The following is an 18,720-nucleotide window of genomic DNA, read 5'->3' as shown; positions in this document are numbered from 1 at the left end:
TAGATATTACTGGTCAATTAATTTTGCATAATTTTGATACTCAACTTCACTTATGGAGTCTGAAATCCCTATAAACTTTTCTATATTTTGTATCCGATATGACGTATATGGATGTGTCGATGCCAAGAAAGCTAGCAAACCTTTCCTCACATCTCCATCCGCCTTTTCAAGCATATAAAAAAAACTCAAAAGTTCTTCACCGTAGCCAGCCTTTGCGGCGACTTCATCCGCTCTATATTCAAAATCACGGCTTCCTAAGTTTACAAAATAAAAGCCTAATTCATAATACTTTAAGTAGCTCCATCTTACAATTTTTGTAACAACACTTAATAAACTAGTAGAAATCGAGCTGTTTCCACTGAGCATCCCTTCCACGAAAGCAAATATGAAACCAAAGAAAAAGCTTATACCGTATAATGGTAATAATGCAATACTTAAAATTGTAAAGCTAGTATTAAGCAAAATAAAATTCAAGGTATCTCTATTCGCAAGATGTCCGTATTCATGTGCAATAACAGCCTTTAACTCGCCTATATTCAAAGAAACTAAAGCACCTTTAGTAATACCAATAGTCTTTTGTCCCAATGCATAAGCATTTATATCATTTTCTGCTATTACAAATATTTCAGCTTTTTTTACTTTCGGGTAGAAACTGCTAACTTTTTGAAATACCTCTTCGTTTATAGAATTTAAACCATTAACCTCGTTTAGAGTGGCTGGCTTCTTAAGACCAAGCCTAACTCTATTTCTCCAATCTCCAAATAGACCATAGTTCAAAACAAATACACCAACAAATAGAGTAGTAATGATCGTTATTGCTACTAGCAGTGGGATTGCTAATATTTTCTTAACAATCATTAGCGCAATAAGAACTGTTAGCGTCGTCCAAATGATATAGACGTAATTAAATTTACTTTTTCTGATTTCCATTTTCTCATTCCCTTTTTATAATATTTCTAGTCCTGCGTAACATAACTCCCTTCTATATATATTATAATGAATAAAACTTGTAACTTGGTGAACATTCAGTTACATTTACCTTTAAAAACGAGGATTAATATGTTAAGTAGATATCATTTTTAAAAATAGATGTTAAAAAACCCAATTTAACTGTTAACTGGATTTTAATTCTATAAAAAAGCCAGTAATTAAAATACTGGCTTGAAAAATCGTTTTTAATTCTATTTTACTGAATTTACAAGTTTACTGAATAAAAAATCCAAAACATCCACCGGTATCTCCGCAAACGCATCACCAACCGAAACCTCAAACGCACAAACATCCGCCGATTTCTCCTGCAAATACCCCGAAATCCCAACCCCAGTTTCATCCTGAACCTTCGTCAAAATCGCCCCAATTTCATCGGCCGACTTCTCAAAATAAACATGAAACATATTAGAAACCGGCACTTCCGGCACAGTCTTCACACCCGGGCAAGCATTAAACCGCTCCGCCAATCCTTGCGCCGCCTTAAAATATTCCGCCATCTTCCCAATCCGTTTTTCAAAATAATAATCTGCGGACAAAATATACGGATACAGACTAATCAAATCCCCGCCATACCGACGTTTCCAGATTTTCGCCTCTTGCACGAAATCATCATTTCCAGCCAAAATCGCCCCAGCAATTCCACCAATTCCTTTGTAAAACGACACATACACGCTATCAAACAGCGCACAAATTTCTTCCGCAGACTTCTGATAAAACGGCGTAATTTCCCATAACCGCGCCCCGTCCAGATGCAACGAAATACCCTGTTCACGGCAATACTCCGAAATCTCCTCAAGCTCTTCAAAAGAAGGCAACTGCCCACCAATTTCTCGTTGTGGAAGTTCGATAAGCACACTAGAAACTGGCTCGCGCAGGCTTTTAACATCGTCAATTGTCAAAAGTCGATTCGCCGTCCCAAGCAATATTGGCGTGATTTGTTGCAATTCTTTTAACCCATCCTGCTCATGAATCTCCAAATGCGAAAGCGGATGATATGCCACGCACCGATTCTCTTTCCGGTCAGCCCAAATCCTTAACGCGATTTGTTGAGCCATAGTACCACTTGGGAAAAATACCGCAGATTGTTTCCCGAGAATTTTCGCAATTTTTGTTTCAAAATTTTCAATAATTGCGCCATTTCCGTAAATATCACTTTCTAGGTTATCATCTATATTTTGAAGTGCTTCTGTAAGAACACCAATATTGCGCGGACCGTTTCCGCCTAGTTTATATGGTGTTTTTTGGTAGCTGGTTTTTAGTGTGTTTGTCATTTTGGTTCACTCCTTTTACGATATAATTGATTGGTTTTATTTCTAGGGTCTCATCGAATAAATTATCAATAATCTTCAGTTTTGGCGCTGTATTATAATCATATACCCGATAAATTTTATAAAGCTCACCTTTTATTCTCGCAACATTTAATTCATTATCTGATAAATAAAATGGAGCATCTCTATTCCCTGTCGTTGTTTTAACTTCGATATAAATCTCAATCACTTCATTTGGTGCATCTGGATTTATGTCATAGGAAATAATATCAAACCCATGCCCATCACCACTTTCAGCAACATGAGTAATTTTATCCGCATAGGATTTTGTAATAGGATTCTTTGTTAATCGCTCTCTTTCATAATTAATTACCAAATACTCCCCTTGCAATCCTTTTTCCGTATTTCTGATAGCTTCTTTCGCATAATCTTTTTTGGTGATGTAAGGTGCTTTTTCTTCCTTAACTACTGAATTTCTTGAATGCGTTTCTTCTTTACCTAAAACTAATTTGCGCTTTTTTTCTATTTCAACGATTTTCTCTGATTTTGTTTTTTCGCTTAATTCATTGAAAGTTCCATTATTAATTATGAAATCAATTGTAGCTTCTATACCTTTTTTGTCATCCAACATTAAATGACCTTTTAATTCTTTAAATACAGTAAGCATTTGCAGCAAATCTTGTGATAATAAATCATTATCAGTTTCTTCCAAATCCTTAATATCATAATATTTACTATAAATATTACAAGATTCATAACCTTTCACAAGATTAGTATAACGAGATTCCTCCCGGCCGAGGATAATTGGGTCAATTGTAAAACTATTTTCAGATTTTAACGTGGATAAATTTTCTTGCCAAAAACGAGCAATCTTCCCTAAAGATAATTTAGTATTTTTATAATTTTTATTTACATATGTATATCCTTGATTCAAAGATAAATAAACACCTTGGTAATCGTTTGTAAACAAATAAACTATATTAACTCCCTCTTGTACACTTGTGCTAATTTCTTTATCATGCACAGCTATCCAAGGTACATTTGCCCAACCGCCTGTACCAATGGATGCAGATATTTCGTAATCCTCTCCTAAAAAGGTGGTTTCAAAGGCTGCTTTAACACCTTGTTTAAATTTTTTTGCGACTTCATTCCCAGCCATTGGATAATTGGTTCTTTGCTCCCCATAGTTTTCCTGCATGTATTTTAATAATGCCACTAAGTTCATCACAAACATCCTTTTTATATAATGTATTTTCATCTTCTCGTATACATTATACCTAAGAATGTAGATTTGTTGTGAATTTAACTATAAAAAGTGCTTGTTCAACAAAAAAACTATCCTCTTGAGAAATCCTCAAAAGAATAGTCTTCATAAATAATATGCTAAAATAGGTGGTTACAACGGACTTCCGATTCCCGTTTCTTATAATTTAATTTTTCTTATAAGTTTCCTTAACCATAATGTTCTCTTTATCATCCACTTTTTTCAAAATCAAATTTTTACTTTCCAGTTCCATGGAAAGCACATAATCGCTTTCTTCCTTAGTATCTAAATGATATTCATTTCCTTTTGGTTCACTTTTCGTTATCTTGATATTATCCTTCGCTTTAACCATTTCAAGGACTTTTTGCACATTCTCTTTTTCACTTTCTGTCTCATAACTATACACTTTCTTACTAACTACTGGGCCATCATATTGATATTCATCGCCATCTTTTTGTTTTATTTTATAAGAATTAGTCATGGCAACTTCATCATCAATATACAATTCTTTTACGTTCCCGTCCGTATCAATTTCCAGATCAACACTAATCTTACCCGACTCATCCGTATCCTTGAAATTCACCCCATCACTAGCACCTACTCCAACCGATTCCAACTTCCACTTCCCAGTATACTTACTATCAACAACCTCTTTACCACAACCCACTAACAAAAGACAAATCCCTAAAAAAATAATACTTATTAACTTCTTGTTCATCTCGTTGCTCTCCTTTTTTGTATATAATTAACGGTTAATCCCGTTCCACCTCGATATTTCGTCTTCTATAACATCATATCCCAGTACATAAAAAATTCCAAACCTAAACCAATTTCCACTTCCAAAGTGGCAAATAATAATTTCACCTCCCCCATTTTTCCAGCTATAGTAAAGACAAATCAAAAGGAGGTCTTTACGTGACAGATAGCAACGAACTAACAACAGAACTCGATTCCATGGCGATCATCTTACACGCCGGGAATGCGAAAAGTTGTGCTTTTGAGGCACTGAAAGAAGTAAAACAGCAAAACAGCGACGCTTTCACGCAGAAAATTACTGAAGCGAAAGATGAGATTAAACTGGCGCACCGAGCGCACGCGGAACTTTTACGAAAACTATCTTCAGAGAACCGAATGAGAGAGGTGGATTTACTGCTTGTTCATGCGGAGGGTCACTTGTCTTCTACGGATATTGCCGTGGAAATGATTCGGGAACTGGGAGAAATTTATCAATGGAAATGGAGTTTATCTAATGAATAATAACTTTTTATGGGGAGGTGCAACGGCCTCTTATCAATGTGAAGGTGCTTGGAATGTGGATGGCAAGGCGGAATCGATGTGGGATTATTACTTGCATGAGGCTGGTCTTGAGAATGGCGATGTGGCAAGCGATCACTATCACCGCTATGAGGAAGACATTCGGATGATGAAAGAAGGCGGACAAAATTCGTATCGTTTTTCCTTATCTTGGCCGCGAATTATTAAAAATAGGCAAGGTGATATCAATTTAAAAGGAATCGAATTTTACCAAAACTTGCTAGATACGTGTAAAAAATATGATATTGAGCCATTTGCGACACTTTATCATTGGGATTTGCCGCAATATTGGGAAGAAACTGGTGGCTGGTTGGATCACGACGTTTGTGCTGCATTTGAGCATTATGCCAAGGTTTGTTATGACCATTTTGGCGATAAAATCACGAATTGGACCACTTTTAACGAACCAAAATGGTTTGTTGCTAACGGATATAAAATCGGCAACTACCCGCCCGGCTATCAAGATACACAAAAAACGATGATTGCCGCTTATAATGTGATGTACGCGAGTGCTTTAGGTGTGAGGGCTTTTAAAGAAGGCGGCTATCCTGGGCAAATTGGCATTGTTCACAGCTACACGCCAGTTAATGGTGTCGATGAAAGTATCGAAACAAAAATCGCAATGCGCTACGCTGATAACTATTGCAACAACTGGATTCTCGACACAGCCGCACTTGGCGAATTTCCAGTCGACCTCATTGCTGAACTAGCAAAATCGCACGATATCAGTTTTATGAAAACAGACGAACTACAAACAATTAAACAAAACACTGTCGACTTCATCGGCTTAAATTACTATTCGCGCACGCTTGTTAAACCATACACTGGTGGCGAAACCCAGCTACAATTTAACCACAGCGGTAAAAAAGGCGAAAGTAAAGTTCTTATCAAAAACTGGTTCGAACAAGTGAAAGATCCCGCCAACGAAACGACCGAATGGGACACAGAAATTTATCCAAAAGGCTTACAAGATGGCTTAATCGAGGCTTACGAACGCTATCAATTACCACTTTATGTGACGGAAAATGGCATTGGTGTTCGCGAAGACGTTTCGGTGCCACAAGTAGATGATGCCTACCGAATCGCCTTTATGAATGACCATATTAACGCTATTTTCAATGCAATCGATGCTGGTTGTGACGTTCGTGGCTACTACGCTTGGTCCCCGTTCGACCTTTATTCTTGGAAAAATGGTGTCGAAAAGCGTTACGGACTTGTTGCAGTTGATTTCGAAAACAACCAAATCAGAAAACCAAAAGCTTCCTATTACTGGTTCAAAGAAATGATTGAAAGTCAGGGAAAACTCATCAAACGAAGAGAATTTTAAAAAAAGGAGCAGGAAAATGAAAAATATCATGTTAGTTTGTAATGCTGGTATGTCTACAGGAATGCTTGCGAAAAAAATCGAAGCCGCTTCTGGCAACACATTAAACGTCACTGCTTATAGTGAATCCGAGTATACCGATTATTTGGACGGTGTCGACCTCGTTCTTATCGGCCCTCAAATCCGTTTCCTTATGCCACAAATTAAACAGGCCGTCAGCGTCCCAGTCCACGCCATTTCACCAGTAAAATACGGCATCATGGACGGAAAAGGGGTTTACGAAGACATCCAGAAATTAATAGGAGGATAAAAACATGCGATTTAATACCATTAGCGAAAAAATGGATCAATATATTTCCCCGCTGGCTAACAAACTTAGCCAGCAACGCCATTTGAAAGCAACCAGAGATGCCTTTATGTCCATGCTGCCAATTACCTTGTTTGGTTCAATTCCGATTATTTTGAAAGCGGCTCCAGTAACAGATGATACGAAAAACGGCTTCCTGCTTGGCTGGGCAAACTTTGCCGAAAAATATGATTTAATCCTAAACTGGATTAGCGGAATCACACTTGGCGCCATGTCGTTATATATTTGCGTCGGTATCACGTATTATTTATGCAAACACTACCACGAAGATTTCTTACGCCCACTCATGTTTTCTATAGCCGGTTTCTTTATGCTCGTACTTAATCCAATCAAAATGGGTTGGGACGGTAAAGAAGTTGACATTAGTTTCCTTGATGGACGCGGAATATTACTTTCGATATTCGTCGCCATCGTTACCGTAGAAGGTTATCATTGGATGCGCAAGAAAAACGTCGGCCGAATAACCATGCCCGATAGTGTCCCAGCCTCACTATCTGAGACATTCGCAGCCTTAGTTCCTGGTATTATTTTAATGACCTTTTTCTCGATTATCTTTATCATTTTCAACCTACTAGACACAACCGCCATCCAATTCTTATATGAAAAAATGGCGCCGAGTTTCAAAGCAGCCGATAGCTTACCATTCACGATTCTAAGTATTTTCCTAGTTCACCTATTCTGGTTCTTCGGTGTGCACGATGCCGCACTTGCCGGAATTCTAGGCCCAATTCGTGACGGAAACCTTTCAATCAACGCCGCTGAAAAAATGGCTGGTCAAGATTTGACGAATATTTTCACGACACCATTCTGGACGTATTTCGTTATCATTGGTGGTTCTGGTTCCGTTCTCGCACTTGCCTTTTTAATGATGCGATCCAAATCCAAACAACTAAGCACCGTCGGGAAAGTCGGCTTCTTACCTTCCATATTCGGAATTTCTGAACCGCTGATTTTCGGAACACCTCTAATGCTGAATCCGATTTTCTTCTTCCCGTTCATTTTCACATCCGTCTTCAATGGTGTCATCACCTATCTTTGTATGTATTTCGGGATTGTTGGAAAAACGTTCGCCGTCTTCTCCTGGCAAATGCCCGCGCCAATTGGAGCCTTCCTATCCACCATGGACTGGCGAGCCATCGTTCTCGTATTCATCCTGATTTTCTTAAATGGTCTGATGTACTACCCATTCCTAAAAGTTTATGAGAAAAATCTCGTTGCTTTAGAAAAAGAAGCCGAGGAAGAAAACATCGCTGCTAATTAATAGCCATTTAAATAGAGATTGGGACAAAAATACTCGTCTCTTTCTCTATTTGGTGTTGTATAATAACAATAGGTTAAGGGAGAATTAGGGGGGATATAATGACTATTTCAGAAAGGCAACGTTCATTGTTAGAAAAGCTTAACGACAGCCAAAAGACAGTAACAGCAAAAGCACTTTCAGAAATGTTAGGCGTTTCTTCCAAAACTGTGCGAAATGACATTATGCAAATTAACCAGTCATTTAGTTCCACGATTATTGCATCAAAAGCTGGAAAAGGCTATTTTCTAATGCCAAACGAGCAGCTTTCACAAATGAATCTAACCAAAAATAACGAAAATCTACATTTTGAATTATTACGCCATATTATCGAACAAGATCATACTAATTTCTATGATTTAGCGGATCAATTTTTTATTAGTGAATCGACGTTAGCTCGTATTATTAAAGAGCTTAACATCGTTATCGCTGAAAAAGATGAGTCGCTTTGTATTATTCGAAAAAACAACGAACTACTAACCGAGGGCGGTGAAGAAGAAAAACGACGCATCTTCAACCTGTTCCTCAATCAAGAAATCGAAAACCATCAATTAAGCCTTGATAAGTACGCCGATTATTTCGATTACTGCAATCTAAAACAACTTTCCGAGCTCATTATTGCCTACCACAAAAAGAACGAATTTTTCATGAATGATTTCTCGACGATTTCGTTCATTTTGCATATCGCCGTTTTAATTGAGCGGATTAGTATGGGCAGCTATATAGAGCGAACCGCTTTACTCGAGCAAGATAAAACTAGTCTTGAAATGGCAGAGCACCTAGCTGAAACATTAGAAAAAGAACTACAAATCAATATCCCAACCCAGGAACTAAGCTATATCGCCCGGCTATATTCCGGCAAACTAACGACAACTTCCACCATTGATGCAAAAGTTTTTGGCAGCGTTGTCACTCGGCTCCTTGAAGCAGTGGATCAAAACTTCCATATCGACTTTTCAGCTGACGAAAAAATAGCGACCTACCTAGTAGCCCACATATCAGCCCTTTACAAAAGAGCCAATCACAAACAATATTTAACCAATCCGCTCACCGAAGAATTAAAAAACAAGTTTCCATTTATATACAACGTCAGTGTTTATGCCTCTGCCTTTATCCAAAAAGAGCTCGCGATTACTTTCCCAGATGACGAAATCGCCTATATCGCGCTACATTTTTTGTCCGCTTCGGAAACGATTAATCACGGTAAAAAGCGAAAAATCCTCCTAGTTTCCCCGTACGGCGCAGGCAGCCAACGCTTAGTTCATAACCAACTAAAGAAAATACCAGATTTTTCGATTGATTTACTCGTTTCTCAGTCAATTTTCGACATCAAGCAATTCATCCTAGACAAAGAAATCCATTTAATTATCACCGCCGAACCATTAAACTTAACAACCGACATCCCGGTCTATCATTACGATTTACTTTTAACAGAAGCAGATTTACAGAAGATCAAGCACATTTTAGAAACTAAGCCCAAAGCCGATTCGATTTCCAGAAAATTTTTCAAAAAAGAACTGTTCTTTCCAAAACAAAACTTCAAATCAAAAGAAGAAACCATCACCTTTCTTTGCGAGCAATTAACTGCATTTGACTACTGCGACCCCGATTACGTAGCAAAAGTATTCGAGCGCGAACAATTATCGAGCACCTGTTACGGCAACTACTACGCCATCCCGCATGCCATCCAGCGAAGCGCGAAAAAAAATGCCGTCGCCGTATGCTCACTCGATAAACCAATTGACTGGAGTGGCAACCGCGTCAAACTCGTCCTTTTGCTCACCATGAAAGAAGAACGCGACAACTCTTTTGAAGAATTATTCGGCCAACTCGTCACTATTCTAAATGAACGCAGCTTCGTCAAAAAACTAGCCAAACAAGAAGATTTCCAACAATTTATCAAACTTTGCGAACAAAAAACCCTAGATTCCTGAAAATCTAGGGTTTTCTAATCCGATCAACACCAAAAACAACAATCGGCAAATAATTAAAAAAGAAACTAATCCGCTGACAAAATCCAATTTTATCCAAAACCGGCAAATCATTCACCGCCGGAATCCGCGCAAGCCCGTAAACACCTGCAGACAGCAAACTAACAATTAACAACACAAGATAAACATTGCTAAGCGCCTTCTCACCAGTTTTCCGATAAAGTATGACCAGAAACAACGGAAAAATCAAAAATCCTGCATAACCAAGCCCCGAGCCAATATTATGAACCCAAGTCGAAAACGTCCAACTCGCCTGCTCCGTATCAATACTAAACAATCCAGTAAAAATACAATCGCCAATCCCATACAAACCAATCGCAGAAGCAAGCAAAATCGCCAAAGTCCGCGAAGTTTTAACAACGCTCTGATAAATCGCCGGTAACGCAAGCACAAACAGCACCCCAGACACCACCGACCAAACCAAAAACGCCCCCCGAACCGGACTAGCCACATCCCCAAACACACTCATAACACGCGTCATTTGGTTTAATTCTGGGTAAAAGATTCCGAGTATGTAGGGTGTTAGGAAATCACTTAGGACAGCGAGTAGCAAGAAGTAAAAGCCGTGTTTTTTTAGAAAGACCATTTTCCACACTCCTAAAAATTAATTTTGTTTAGTCGGATGAAATAACCCATTCATCCGATTTACTTCACTTATGATAAGGCTCCCCCCGAACAATCCGAAATGCCCGGTAAACCTGCTCCACCAGCACCAACCTCATCAACTGGTGCGGCAACGTCAACCGTCCAAACGAAATCCGCTCATTACTCCGCTTCAACACCGCTTCACTAAGCCCCAGCGATCCACCAATCACAAACGTCACCTTACTTTTACCATACGTCGCCAACTTATCCAAATCCGCCGCAAATTCCTCACTCGACTTCATTTTCCCATCAATCGCCAGCGCTATCACATGGGCATCGTCCGGAATTTTCGCTAAAATCCGCACACCCTCTTTATCCTTCACTTGTTTCATTTCCGCGTCACTCAATACTTCTGGCGCTTTTTCATCCGGAACTTCAACAATTGTCACTTTCGCATAGGCGCTCAGTCGTTTTAAATATTCGGCTATTCCTTGTACTAAATATTTTTCTTTCAGTTTTCCCACCGTTACAATTTGGATATTCATTTGCGCCACCCTCATCTTTATTAATACTTTTATCATACCTCAAATGGCACTTACAACTCTACCAAAAATTATAATTCCAAACAAAAAACACTATTCCCGCGAAAGAATAGTGTTTTTAAATCATTTCATTTTATTAATTACTTGAATCAGCCAATCTTCTCGCTCCATTACTTCATTTTCATCAGCGCCAATCACGTCCAAATAATTTTCTGTGTTTGTAACGATAACGGGTGTAATGGTTTCATATCCCGCTTGCTTAATTTCCACTAAATCAAATGTCAACAGCAAATCTCCAGTCTTAACTTGATCGCCTTGTTTCACTTGAGGATGGAAATGAGTTCCGTTTAAATTAACCGTATCAATCCCTACGTGGATAAGCAATTCTACCCCTTCATCTGACCGCAAGCCAATCGCGTGTCCCGTTTTAAAGAAAGTAGCAATTTCTCCATTAAAGGGGGCGTGAATTTCTCCAACTGTTGGGTTCACAGCCATTCCTTTGCCCATAATTTCTTCTGCAAAGGTCGCATCTGGCACATCTTTTAAAGCAACTGTAGTTCCGATTACTGGGCTTAAAATGGTTGTGTGTTCAATAGAAGAAGCTTTATTTTGTTTCTTCGCTGTTCCTTTTGTATTTTTAGATGGTGCATCTTCAAATTTCATCAAGAATGTTAAAACGATTGTGATGGTGATTGTAAGTATCATCCCGATGATTAGATAAACAAATTTTGGTCCCATAAATACTGGTAAACTCATAATTCCTGGTAGAACAAATGCATTTCCTGTAACGCCAAAGCCTGTCACAAATGCACCACCGATACCTGACCCAATTAAAGCTGCGATAAATGGTTTTTTCAGTCTCAAGTTAACCCCGTACATTGCTGGCTCGGTAATTCCTAAAAATCCTGCAATTGTCGATGATCCCGCGATTGCTTTTAAATCTTTGTTTTTTGTTTTCAAAAATACGGCTAATGCTGCTGCCGCTTGGCCCATGTTTGCCATTAAGAAAACCGGTAATAAATAGTCATGTCCAAGTACAGCGATATTTTGAATCGCAATTGGCATTAAACCGTAGTGCATTCCGACAATAACTAGTAATGGTCTAGTTGCCCCGAGAAGTCCACCAGCTAAAATTCCACCGTGTGCAAATAACCACGTAACACCTTCTGCAAGCCAAATACCTAAATATGATCCAAGTGGTCCAATAACAATTAATTGAATTGGAATAATCAGCATTAATACAATAGTTGGTGTAAATACAATCCCCAAAGAATCCGGCATCCATCTATCTACCCAACGATAAAGATAACTTAAAATCCAAACGGCTAAAATAATCGGAATAACTGTGGAACTATAATTGATAAAAGGAACTGGGAGACCAAACAAATCTAAACCAGTTGGTCCACCATTCGCAATGGCTTTCGCTCCTTCCATAATAATTGGATACATCATTCCCCCAGCTACAGCGACAGCAATAAACTCATTCGTTTTAAAGATTCGAGCTGCTGAAACTGCTAAGAAAAACGGTAAGAAGTAAAATACACAATCTGATACAATTTGTAGCATCGTTACAACACTACTAGTTGGTTCGACCCAGCCAAGTACAGTAACTAATCCTAAAAGACCTTTTAACATCCCGGCCCCGGCAATCGCAGGAACTATTGGCGAGAATATCGTCGAAATTACTTCAAAGAAACGCCCAATGAGATTTCCTTTTTTCTTTTCATCAGTTATTTCTGTACTATCACCTTGTTTAAAATCGCCAAGTTTTATTAATTCCTTATAAACTTTAGAAACTTTATTACCAATCACTACTTGAAATTGTCCGCTTTGAATTTGAACATTAATAACTCCTGGTAATTCCTCAATTTTTTCTTTATCCGCTAAATCGATCTTTTTTAAATGAAATCTAAGTCTTGTGTAGCAATGCATGACATCGGTAATATTTTTTTCGCCACCAACAAGGGCAAGTATCTCTTTTGCTAATTCTTGATTATTCATGGTTTTCCTCCAGTTCATTTGTAATAAAAAAGACCCAAATAAAAGATACAACGACTTAAAATTAAGTGTCCTTATCTTTTATTTAGGTCACGCCTGCCGAACAGTAACGATCCTACAATAAATTATTTTGTTTTTTCTCTAGTAGTAACTCGGTGGATGTGCAGCGCAAGGTATAATACCTCATCATGATTGACTGTCCATCCCATTGTTTCTTCCAGTAATTTCTTCACTTTTAAGGCACATTCAAAAGCTTTTGGATATTTACTTTTTACTACATCATAAAGAATTGCTTCTTCCACTACATCTGATTCTTTTTTCATTTGTCGCAAAATGAAGTAACGCAAATGTGTAATTAAACGCGCATAATTTAATGAATCTTCATCTACTTGAATAAGGTAATGATAGTTAATAATATCTAAAATTTTCGCAACCAAAGTTGTCATTTCAAAAGCTTGTTCTACTTCTGCTGTGCCAAATCTAGCATTTACAAAATGCATCGCGATGGGAACAACTTCTTCTTTAGGCAATTCAATATTTGCGCTTTCTTTCATCCAAGCGATAACTGATTCGGCAAATGCTACTTCTTCCGGATACATATGGCGAATTTCCCATTTTAGCGGATAATCAATTTGAATTCCTTCTTTTACCCGAGTTATTGCGAAATTTATATGATCAGCAAGTGGAATAAGTAAATTATCCGTAATATGCGGGCCAAGTTCCTGCTTACCACTTTTCACCAAATGGCCGCACAGTTGAATAACCTCTAAAGGAACTTCGTCAAAAAAAGCATCCAATTTTCCTTCTGTCGCTTCATCATTCAACACAAATGTTTTTTCTACATTAGTTAAATCAACCGGGTCTCCTGGAAACTTTTGATAACCAATACCTTTTCCCATCAGAATTTTTTCTACTGTCGGATTTTCAATGACTAAAACAACATTATTATTAAAAACTTTTTTTATTATCATCTTTTATTCCTCTTCAATAGTTTAGTTTATATCTAGGAAAGTTAAGTTATGACAGGTTTTCTCCATTTGAAGTAATGACTTTTTGATACCAATAAAAACTTTGCTTTTTAATTCTGCGCATCTCTTTTAAATCAAAGTTTTCTCGGTCAATATATACAAGTCCATAGCGCTTATCCATGCCATTTCGACCACTGACAACATCCATAAAGCTCCACGAACAGTAACCAAGCACAGTTACACCATCATTAAACGCCAATTTCACTTGTTTTATGTGTTCTTTTAAATACATAATTCGGTAATCGTCATTTATTATATCTCCTGCTTCTAGTTTATCATATGCGCCCATTCCATTTTCTGTAATTATTAAAGGCAAGTGATATCGTTCATGCAATTCTCGTAACGTTAAACGTAAGCCAACCGGATCAATTTCCCAGCCCCAATCTGTCGACGTAAGTTGTTGATTTTTTATTACTTGGAAAACGCCAGCCTCGGCTTCTGGTAATAAAGACTCTTTTTGATAACCAATAGGAAATTCTTCTGTTGCCGGAAATGCCTTAACCGCCTCGGAAAAATAATAGTTCACACCAATCATCGTTGGCGGATTTTCTTTCATTAGTTGCATATCTCCCGCTTCTATTTCTGGCACAAAGTCCCGGTCAAGCAAATACTGCCAAAATGGGACACGGTACTCACCATTACAATGTAAATCCAGTAAGTAATTATGTTTAACGAGCATCGCATCTTGACTTGCAAGCACATCTTCTGGATTTGAACTCGCTGGGTGAATCATTGAAAATGAAACTGCTGGCCCGATTTTCCCTGTTATTCCGAGCTCGTGGAATGTTTTAATCGTTGCAGCTGTTGCAAGGCACATGTGATGGTTTGCCTGATATCCAAGTTTCAACTGTTCATGTTTCGTCTTCCCAGTAAGACCCAAACGACTTGGAATCCGCACTACATGATCCTGCTCATTGATCGTCAGCCAATATTTAACACGATCGCCGTATGTTTTAAATAAAAATTCTGCATACGCGCGGTAATCTTCCACACTGTTACGCGATACCCAACCACCATATTCTTCTACTAGCCCTTGCGGATAATCAAAGTGATAAATAGTCACAAGCGGTTCAATTCCATACTTACAAAGTTCATCAATTAAGTCGTTATAAAAATCGACCCCTTTTTGGTTAACGTTTCCCCGTCCAGTTGGAAAAATCCGCGTCCAAGCAATAGAGAAACGATACACTTTAAGGCCTAACTCTGCCATCAAGGCCACGTCTTCTTTCATTCGATGATAATGATCCACCGCAATCGTAAAATCAGTTATTTCCGGGTTTTTCACCATTACATCAATAACAGATAACCCTTTTCCATCTTCCTGCCAAGCACCTTCCACTTGAAAAGAAGACGTCGAAGCTCCCCACAAAAAATCATTTGGGAATGCTTTATTTTTTCTGAATTCCATATGTACATGCCTCCTAGTCTTTTTTTGCACAAAAAAATGACCCGAAACTAGACAAAAGCTCACGAGATTTCTCTCGATAAGTTTCTATCTTATTCCGGGTCATGCCTGATCGAATCAGTAACAATCCTTTAATTAACCATTATGATACAAGATAAAGCGCTTTCTGTCAATGATGATTTTTCTCAACCTGTTTAACTACTTTTTTATTTCATTAATTCGGAAAAGCGACTAAATCATTTTCCACCCCAAAAAAATTATTCCACAGGTTATCCCGTCCTTATACACAAGTTATCCCCAAAAACTATCCACATATCCACAGGTCGATTCTCTATTTTGTGTCCGAACATATATTCTCCACAATATATATGATACCCGATTTTCACTATCCACAGCTTATCCACAAGCAAAACTGTCATCTAAACAGCCTGAATCCAAATCCACCCAAACAATGAAACCCCTTCTCTTGCAATCATCCCCGCCATCCACATTCCCGCGTAAAGTTATTTTCCTTGTCACATATTCAACTTACAAAAACAGAAAATGTGGATAAATGGCTTTCTATCCACATTTTTCTTTTTTGACCTATATTTTCGCAAAAAATGCGTTTTTTTCAAAAATAAATCTGTGTTTATTGATTAAATTATCAAAATTGTTCTTTTCCACAAGATATTCACTGCTTACACACAGGTTATCCACAGAAGTTATCCACATATCCACAAACCGCTCCTATATTTAGTAGCAGAATCCTTGTTCTCTACCATATCTATATCCGAAAAAAATCACTATCCACAAGTTTTCCACAGAAAAAAAGCCACTCTCTTTTTTTAGAGAATGGCTTTTTATTATCATGTCGTTGTTTTTGCTGCTTCTAGTTTAATATCTGTGGATTGTTCTTTACCGTCGCGGTAGTATTTCACTTTGACTTTGTCGCCGATTTTCACATCATTACCATATAGGATTTTACGTAATGTCATCGAGTTTGTTACTTTTTGGCCGTCTAGTTCAACAATAACATCGTATTGTTTCAAGCCCGCTTTAGCTGCCGGGGAACCGGATACTACTTGTTGTACCATTGCGCCGTAATCTACGCTATCAGGTAATTTCAAGATGCTTTTTTGTTGTGTTTCTGGAATTGTATCTACATCACGTAAGGACACACCTAGAGAAGGACGTTCTACTTCGCCTTTTGTTTCTAGTTGTTCGATGATTGGCTCTACCGTATTACTTGGAATTGCAAAGCTAATACCTTCTACGTTTTCCATCGAAATTTTCATTGAATTGATACCGATTACTTGGCCTTCAATGTTAATTAAAGCTCCACCACTGTTACCTGGGTTAATCGCTGCATCTGTTTGGATAACATCTGCTTCCCAGTCTTCTGTTCCATCGCCATTTGTATCAACTGGTACGGCACGGTTTAAACCGGAAATAATACCTTGCGTTACAGAACCGGAAAATTCAGTTCCAAGTGGGCTACCAATTGCAATTGCTGGTTCGCCAAGTTTTAATGAATCAGAATCGCCGAATGCAGCTACTGTGCTGACATTTTTGTCGTCAATTTCAAGGACAGCTAAATCGTTCCATTCATCTGTTCCAAGTAATTTAGCTTCTGATTTTTTACCATTTGTAAATGTTACTTCTAATTTATTTGCATCAGCTACAACGTGATTGTTCGTTACGATGTATGCTTTACCGTTTGCTTTTTTATAAATGACACCGGATCCTGATGAAGCTTCTTGTTCAGAAGAAGTTGTTCCATCAAGCGAAGATGATGATTGGTAATTCAGTACGCTGACTACCGCATCTTGTACTTTATCCACTGCCTTAGTTACGTCTGAAGTTGTATCTACGGAAACTTTTTCTACTTTGGTAGCTTTATTGTTTGAATTGGAAGTTGTATCTGCATTGTCGCCATTATCCCATGCTACGAAGAAAATAATAAGTCCTCCAATGATAACACCAATAAGTGCTGTTAAAAAGTAGCCAATAAAGTGTTTGCCACGTTTTGGTGGTTCCCCGTTGCCGTTACCACTTCCGCCGCCGTTATTCACTCTATTAGGTGGGACTGCGCCGCCTCCAGTTGTACTTGTTCGTCTTGGTCCTGGAGCTGGTCTAGCAGGTTCTGGTTCTTTGTTACTTGCTTCTTCAAAAAATGCATTTGTAGAACTTGCCTCGGCTGCATCTTCTGTTGCTCCGGCAAATTTCTCGCCCTCTGGGGTCACGCCTTCTACAATAGGGGTTTCTTGGACTGGTTGCGAGTTCTCCGGTGTATGTAAAGTCTCCTCGACCTCTCTTTTTGGCGTGCTTTCGTTCTCGCTGTTTTCATTTAAATTCTTTTCTTTCTCGTCCATGTCTTCCTTCCTCTCTGCAAATTTCGCATTTATATACTTCCATAGTAAACGCCAAATATGAAAAAACGATGAAAAAGCTTTAAAAAAATGGTGAAACTTAAATCGTAAAGATAGATGTAGCGTTATCAGGGTCGGTATCAAAGATTTCTACTTTGCCGCCAACATCAATTCCTTCTGAAATAAGTGTTTGAGTTACGCTCATTCTCGCTAGTTCTTTCATATTATTGTCTTTACTAAGGTGGCCTAAATAAATTCGTTTCGTTTGGTCGGTAATTACTTCGCTCATTGCTATTGCTGCATCTTCATTGCTCACGTGTCCTTCATCGCCAAGAATTCTGCGCTTGACATTCCACGGATAGCGTCCCATTCGAAGCATTTCTACATCATGATTACTTTCAAAAAGATACGCATCAGCCCCCGCAATATGACCTTTCATCCGGTCGCTTACATATCCCGTGTCGGTTATCATTACAAATTTTTTATTCCCTTTATGAAATATGTAAAACATCGGCTCAATCGCATCATGAGATACACCAAAGGATTCTACTTGCATACTGCCGAAAGATTTTACTGTTTCCATATCAAATTGGAACTTTTGATCAGAAGAAACTTCGCCAATCATATTATCCATTGCTTTCCAAGTTTTAGCATTCGCGTAAATAGGAAGCTTGTATTTACGAGCAAGCACACCTAGCCCTTTAATATGATCTGAGTGTTCATGGGTAATTAAAATAGCGTCTAAATCATTCATATCACGGCCAACTTGCGCGAATAGCCCTTCCATTTTCTTACCGCTCAAGCCACAATCAATCAGAATTTTTTGGTCTCCTGTTTCGACCAGTGTGGCATTACCTGAACTTCCGCTGGCTAATATACTAAATCGGATTTGATCCGTGTCTTTTTCGGTTAAAATTTTATTTGCGAACATTTTTTTATCCCCCTAAAGGCTTATATATCTTTCATTGTAACGCTAATCCGGCAAAATTGCATGCC

At 38.3% G+C, this 18,720-nt stretch carries 16 protein-coding genes; 5 read left to right on the top strand and 11 right to left on the bottom strand.

Features of this window, described 5'->3' with window-relative positions:
- Positions 1-6: 6 nt before the first annotated feature.
- The 4 genes from HCJ55_RS10580 to HCJ55_RS10565 all read right to left on the bottom strand — a co-directional run bounded on the left by HCJ55_RS10580 (position 7) and on the right by HCJ55_RS10565 (position 4,240).
- Complete coding sequence (locus HCJ55_RS10580; protein WP_008946734.1) at positions 7-930, bottom strand: M48 family metalloprotease; 924 nt, start codon at positions 928-930, stop codon at positions 7-9.
- Positions 931-1,181: 251 nt separating this feature from the next.
- Complete coding sequence (locus HCJ55_RS10575; protein ID WP_185518095.1) at positions 1,182-2,261, bottom strand: threonine aldolase family protein; 1,080 nt, start codon at positions 2,259-2,261, stop codon at positions 1,182-1,184.
- Positions 2,218-3,483: an MrcB family domain-containing protein gene (locus HCJ55_RS10570; RefSeq protein ID WP_185518093.1), complete on the bottom strand. Its 1,266-nt coding sequence runs from the start codon at positions 3,481-3,483 to the stop codon at positions 2,218-2,220. The genes HCJ55_RS10575 and HCJ55_RS10570 overlap by 44 nt, the downstream gene beginning before the upstream one ends.
- Positions 3,484-3,688: 205 nt before the next feature.
- On the bottom strand, positions 3,689-4,240 hold the full coding sequence (locus HCJ55_RS10565) for a hypothetical protein (protein WP_185518091.1): 552 nt from the start codon (positions 4,238-4,240) through the stop codon (positions 3,689-3,691).
- A 197-nt stretch (positions 4,241-4,437) separates the two neighbouring features.
- On the opposite strand from HCJ55_RS10565, the gene HCJ55_RS10560 reads away from it, so the two are divergent.
- From HCJ55_RS10560 to HCJ55_RS10540, 5 genes are all read left to right on the top strand, one after another.
- Positions 4,438-4,779: a PTS sugar transporter subunit IIA gene (locus HCJ55_RS10560; RefSeq protein ID WP_185518089.1), complete on the top strand. Its 342-nt coding sequence runs from the start codon at positions 4,438-4,440 to the stop codon at positions 4,777-4,779.
- On the top strand, positions 4,772-6,163 hold the full coding sequence (locus tag HCJ55_RS10555) for a glycoside hydrolase family 1 protein (RefSeq protein ID WP_185518087.1): 1,392 nt from the start codon (positions 4,772-4,774) through the stop codon (positions 6,161-6,163). Before HCJ55_RS10560 ends, HCJ55_RS10555 begins: the two co-directional genes overlap by 8 nt.
- 16 nt (positions 6,164-6,179) lie before the next feature.
- Positions 6,180-6,470, top strand: coding sequence for a PTS sugar transporter subunit IIB (locus HCJ55_RS10550; protein WP_003722919.1), 291 nt, complete (start codon positions 6,180-6,182; stop codon positions 6,468-6,470).
- A 4-nt stretch (positions 6,471-6,474) separates the two neighbouring features.
- Entirely contained in the window at positions 6,475-7,788 is a 1,314-nt protein-coding gene (locus HCJ55_RS10545) for a PTS sugar transporter subunit IIC (protein WP_003722918.1), read from the top strand.
- 98 nt (positions 7,789-7,886) lie between these two features.
- Positions 7,887-9,758 (top strand): BglG family transcription antiterminator, encoded by a 1,872-nt coding sequence (locus tag HCJ55_RS10540; RefSeq protein WP_185502997.1) that lies wholly within the window; start codon positions 7,887-7,889, stop codon positions 9,756-9,758.
- 4 nt (positions 9,759-9,762) lie between these two features.
- Here the strand turns inward: HCJ55_RS10540 and HCJ55_RS10535 are convergent, their stop codons facing one another.
- The 7 genes from HCJ55_RS10535 to HCJ55_RS10505 all read right to left on the bottom strand — a co-directional run bounded on the left by HCJ55_RS10535 (position 9,763) and on the right by HCJ55_RS10505 (position 18,655).
- Positions 9,763-10,401: a DUF998 domain-containing protein gene (locus tag HCJ55_RS10535; protein WP_185502996.1), complete on the bottom strand. Its 639-nt coding sequence runs from the start codon at positions 10,399-10,401 to the stop codon at positions 9,763-9,765.
- Positions 10,402-10,465: 64 nt separating this feature from the next.
- Entirely contained in the window at positions 10,466-10,945 is a 480-nt protein-coding gene (rlmH, locus tag HCJ55_RS10530; RefSeq protein WP_008946708.1) for a 23S rRNA (pseudouridine(1915)-N(3))-methyltransferase RlmH, read from the bottom strand.
- 120 nt (positions 10,946-11,065) lie between these two features.
- Positions 11,066-12,943: a beta-glucoside-specific PTS transporter subunit IIABC gene (locus HCJ55_RS10525; protein ID WP_185502995.1), complete on the bottom strand. Its 1,878-nt coding sequence runs from the start codon at positions 12,941-12,943 to the stop codon at positions 11,066-11,068.
- 122 nt (positions 12,944-13,065) lie between these two features.
- Positions 13,066-13,911 carry a BglG family transcription antiterminator LicT gene (gene licT / locus HCJ55_RS10520; RefSeq protein WP_031671577.1) on the bottom strand — a complete coding sequence of 282 codons (846 nt, stop codon included), beginning with the start codon at positions 13,909-13,911 and terminating at the stop codon, positions 13,066-13,068.
- A 46-nt stretch (positions 13,912-13,957) separates the two neighbouring features.
- Complete coding sequence (locus HCJ55_RS10515; protein WP_185502994.1) at positions 13,958-15,376, bottom strand: glycoside hydrolase family 1 protein; 1,419 nt, start codon at positions 15,374-15,376, stop codon at positions 13,958-13,960.
- 845 nt (positions 15,377-16,221) lie between these two features.
- Positions 16,222-17,727 (bottom strand): serine protease HtrA, encoded by a 1,506-nt coding sequence (gene htrA / locus HCJ55_RS10510; protein ID WP_185502993.1) that lies wholly within the window; start codon positions 17,725-17,727, stop codon positions 16,222-16,224.
- A gap of 97 nt (positions 17,728-17,824) precedes the next feature.
- A complete protein-coding gene (locus HCJ55_RS10505; RefSeq protein ID WP_185390517.1) occupies positions 17,825-18,655 on the bottom strand; it encodes an MBL fold metallo-hydrolase in 831 nt (276 codons plus the stop codon).
- Positions 18,656-18,720: the final 65 nt, after the last annotated feature.

Origin of the sequence: Listeria marthii, from assembly GCF_014227425.1 — a bacterium.
GTDB classification, from domain to species: Bacteria; Bacillota; Bacilli; order Lactobacillales; family Listeriaceae; genus Listeria; species Listeria marthii.
This window is presented reverse-complemented; position numbering and strand designations above follow the sequence as displayed.

Excerpts from the sequence above, each read along its gene's own strand:
- rlmH (WP_008946708.1), bottom strand. The coding sequence starts at position 10,945 with ATGAATATCCAAATTGTAACGGTGGGAAAACTGAAAGAAAAATATTTA.
- HCJ55_RS10565 (WP_185518091.1), bottom strand. The coding sequence starts at position 4,240 with ATGAACAAGAAGTTAATAAGTATTATTTTTTTAGGGATTTGTCTTTTG.
- HCJ55_RS10550 (WP_003722919.1), top strand. The coding sequence starts at position 6,180 with ATGAAAAATATCATGTTAGTTTGTAATGCTGGTATGTCTACAGGAATG.
- HCJ55_RS10545 (WP_003722918.1), top strand. The coding sequence starts at position 6,475 with ATGCGATTTAATACCATTAGCGAAAAAATGGATCAATATATTTCCCCG.
- HCJ55_RS10555 (WP_185518087.1), top strand. The coding sequence starts at position 4,772 with ATGAATAATAACTTTTTATGGGGAGGTGCAACGGCCTCTTATCAATGT.
- HCJ55_RS10505 (WP_185390517.1), bottom strand. The coding sequence starts at position 18,655 with ATGTTCGCAAATAAAATTTTAACCGAAAAAGACACGGATCAAATCCGA.
- HCJ55_RS10525 (WP_185502995.1), bottom strand. The coding sequence starts at position 12,943 with ATGAATAATCAAGAATTAGCAAAAGAGATACTTGCCCTTGTTGGTGGC.
- HCJ55_RS10580 (WP_008946734.1), bottom strand. The coding sequence starts at position 930 with ATGGAAATCAGAAAAAGTAAATTTAATTACGTCTATATCATTTGGACG.
- licT (WP_031671577.1), bottom strand. The coding sequence starts at position 13,911 with ATGATAATAAAAAAAGTTTTTAATAATAATGTTGTTTTAGTCATTGAA.
- HCJ55_RS10575 (WP_185518095.1), bottom strand. The coding sequence starts at position 2,261 with ATGACAAACACACTAAAAACCAGCTACCAAAAAACACCATATAAACTA.
- HCJ55_RS10540 (WP_185502997.1), top strand. The coding sequence starts at position 7,887 with ATGACTATTTCAGAAAGGCAACGTTCATTGTTAGAAAAGCTTAACGAC.
- HCJ55_RS10535 (WP_185502996.1), bottom strand. The coding sequence starts at position 10,401 with ATGGTCTTTCTAAAAAAACACGGCTTTTACTTCTTGCTACTCGCTGTC.
- HCJ55_RS10570 (WP_185518093.1), bottom strand. The coding sequence starts at position 3,483 with ATGAACTTAGTGGCATTATTAAAATACATGCAGGAAAACTATGGGGAG.
- HCJ55_RS10515 (WP_185502994.1), bottom strand. The coding sequence starts at position 15,376 with ATGGAATTCAGAAAAAATAAAGCATTCCCAAATGATTTTTTGTGGGGA.
- htrA (WP_185502993.1), bottom strand. The coding sequence starts at position 17,727 with ATGGACGAGAAAGAAAAGAATTTAAATGAAAACAGCGAGAACGAAAGC.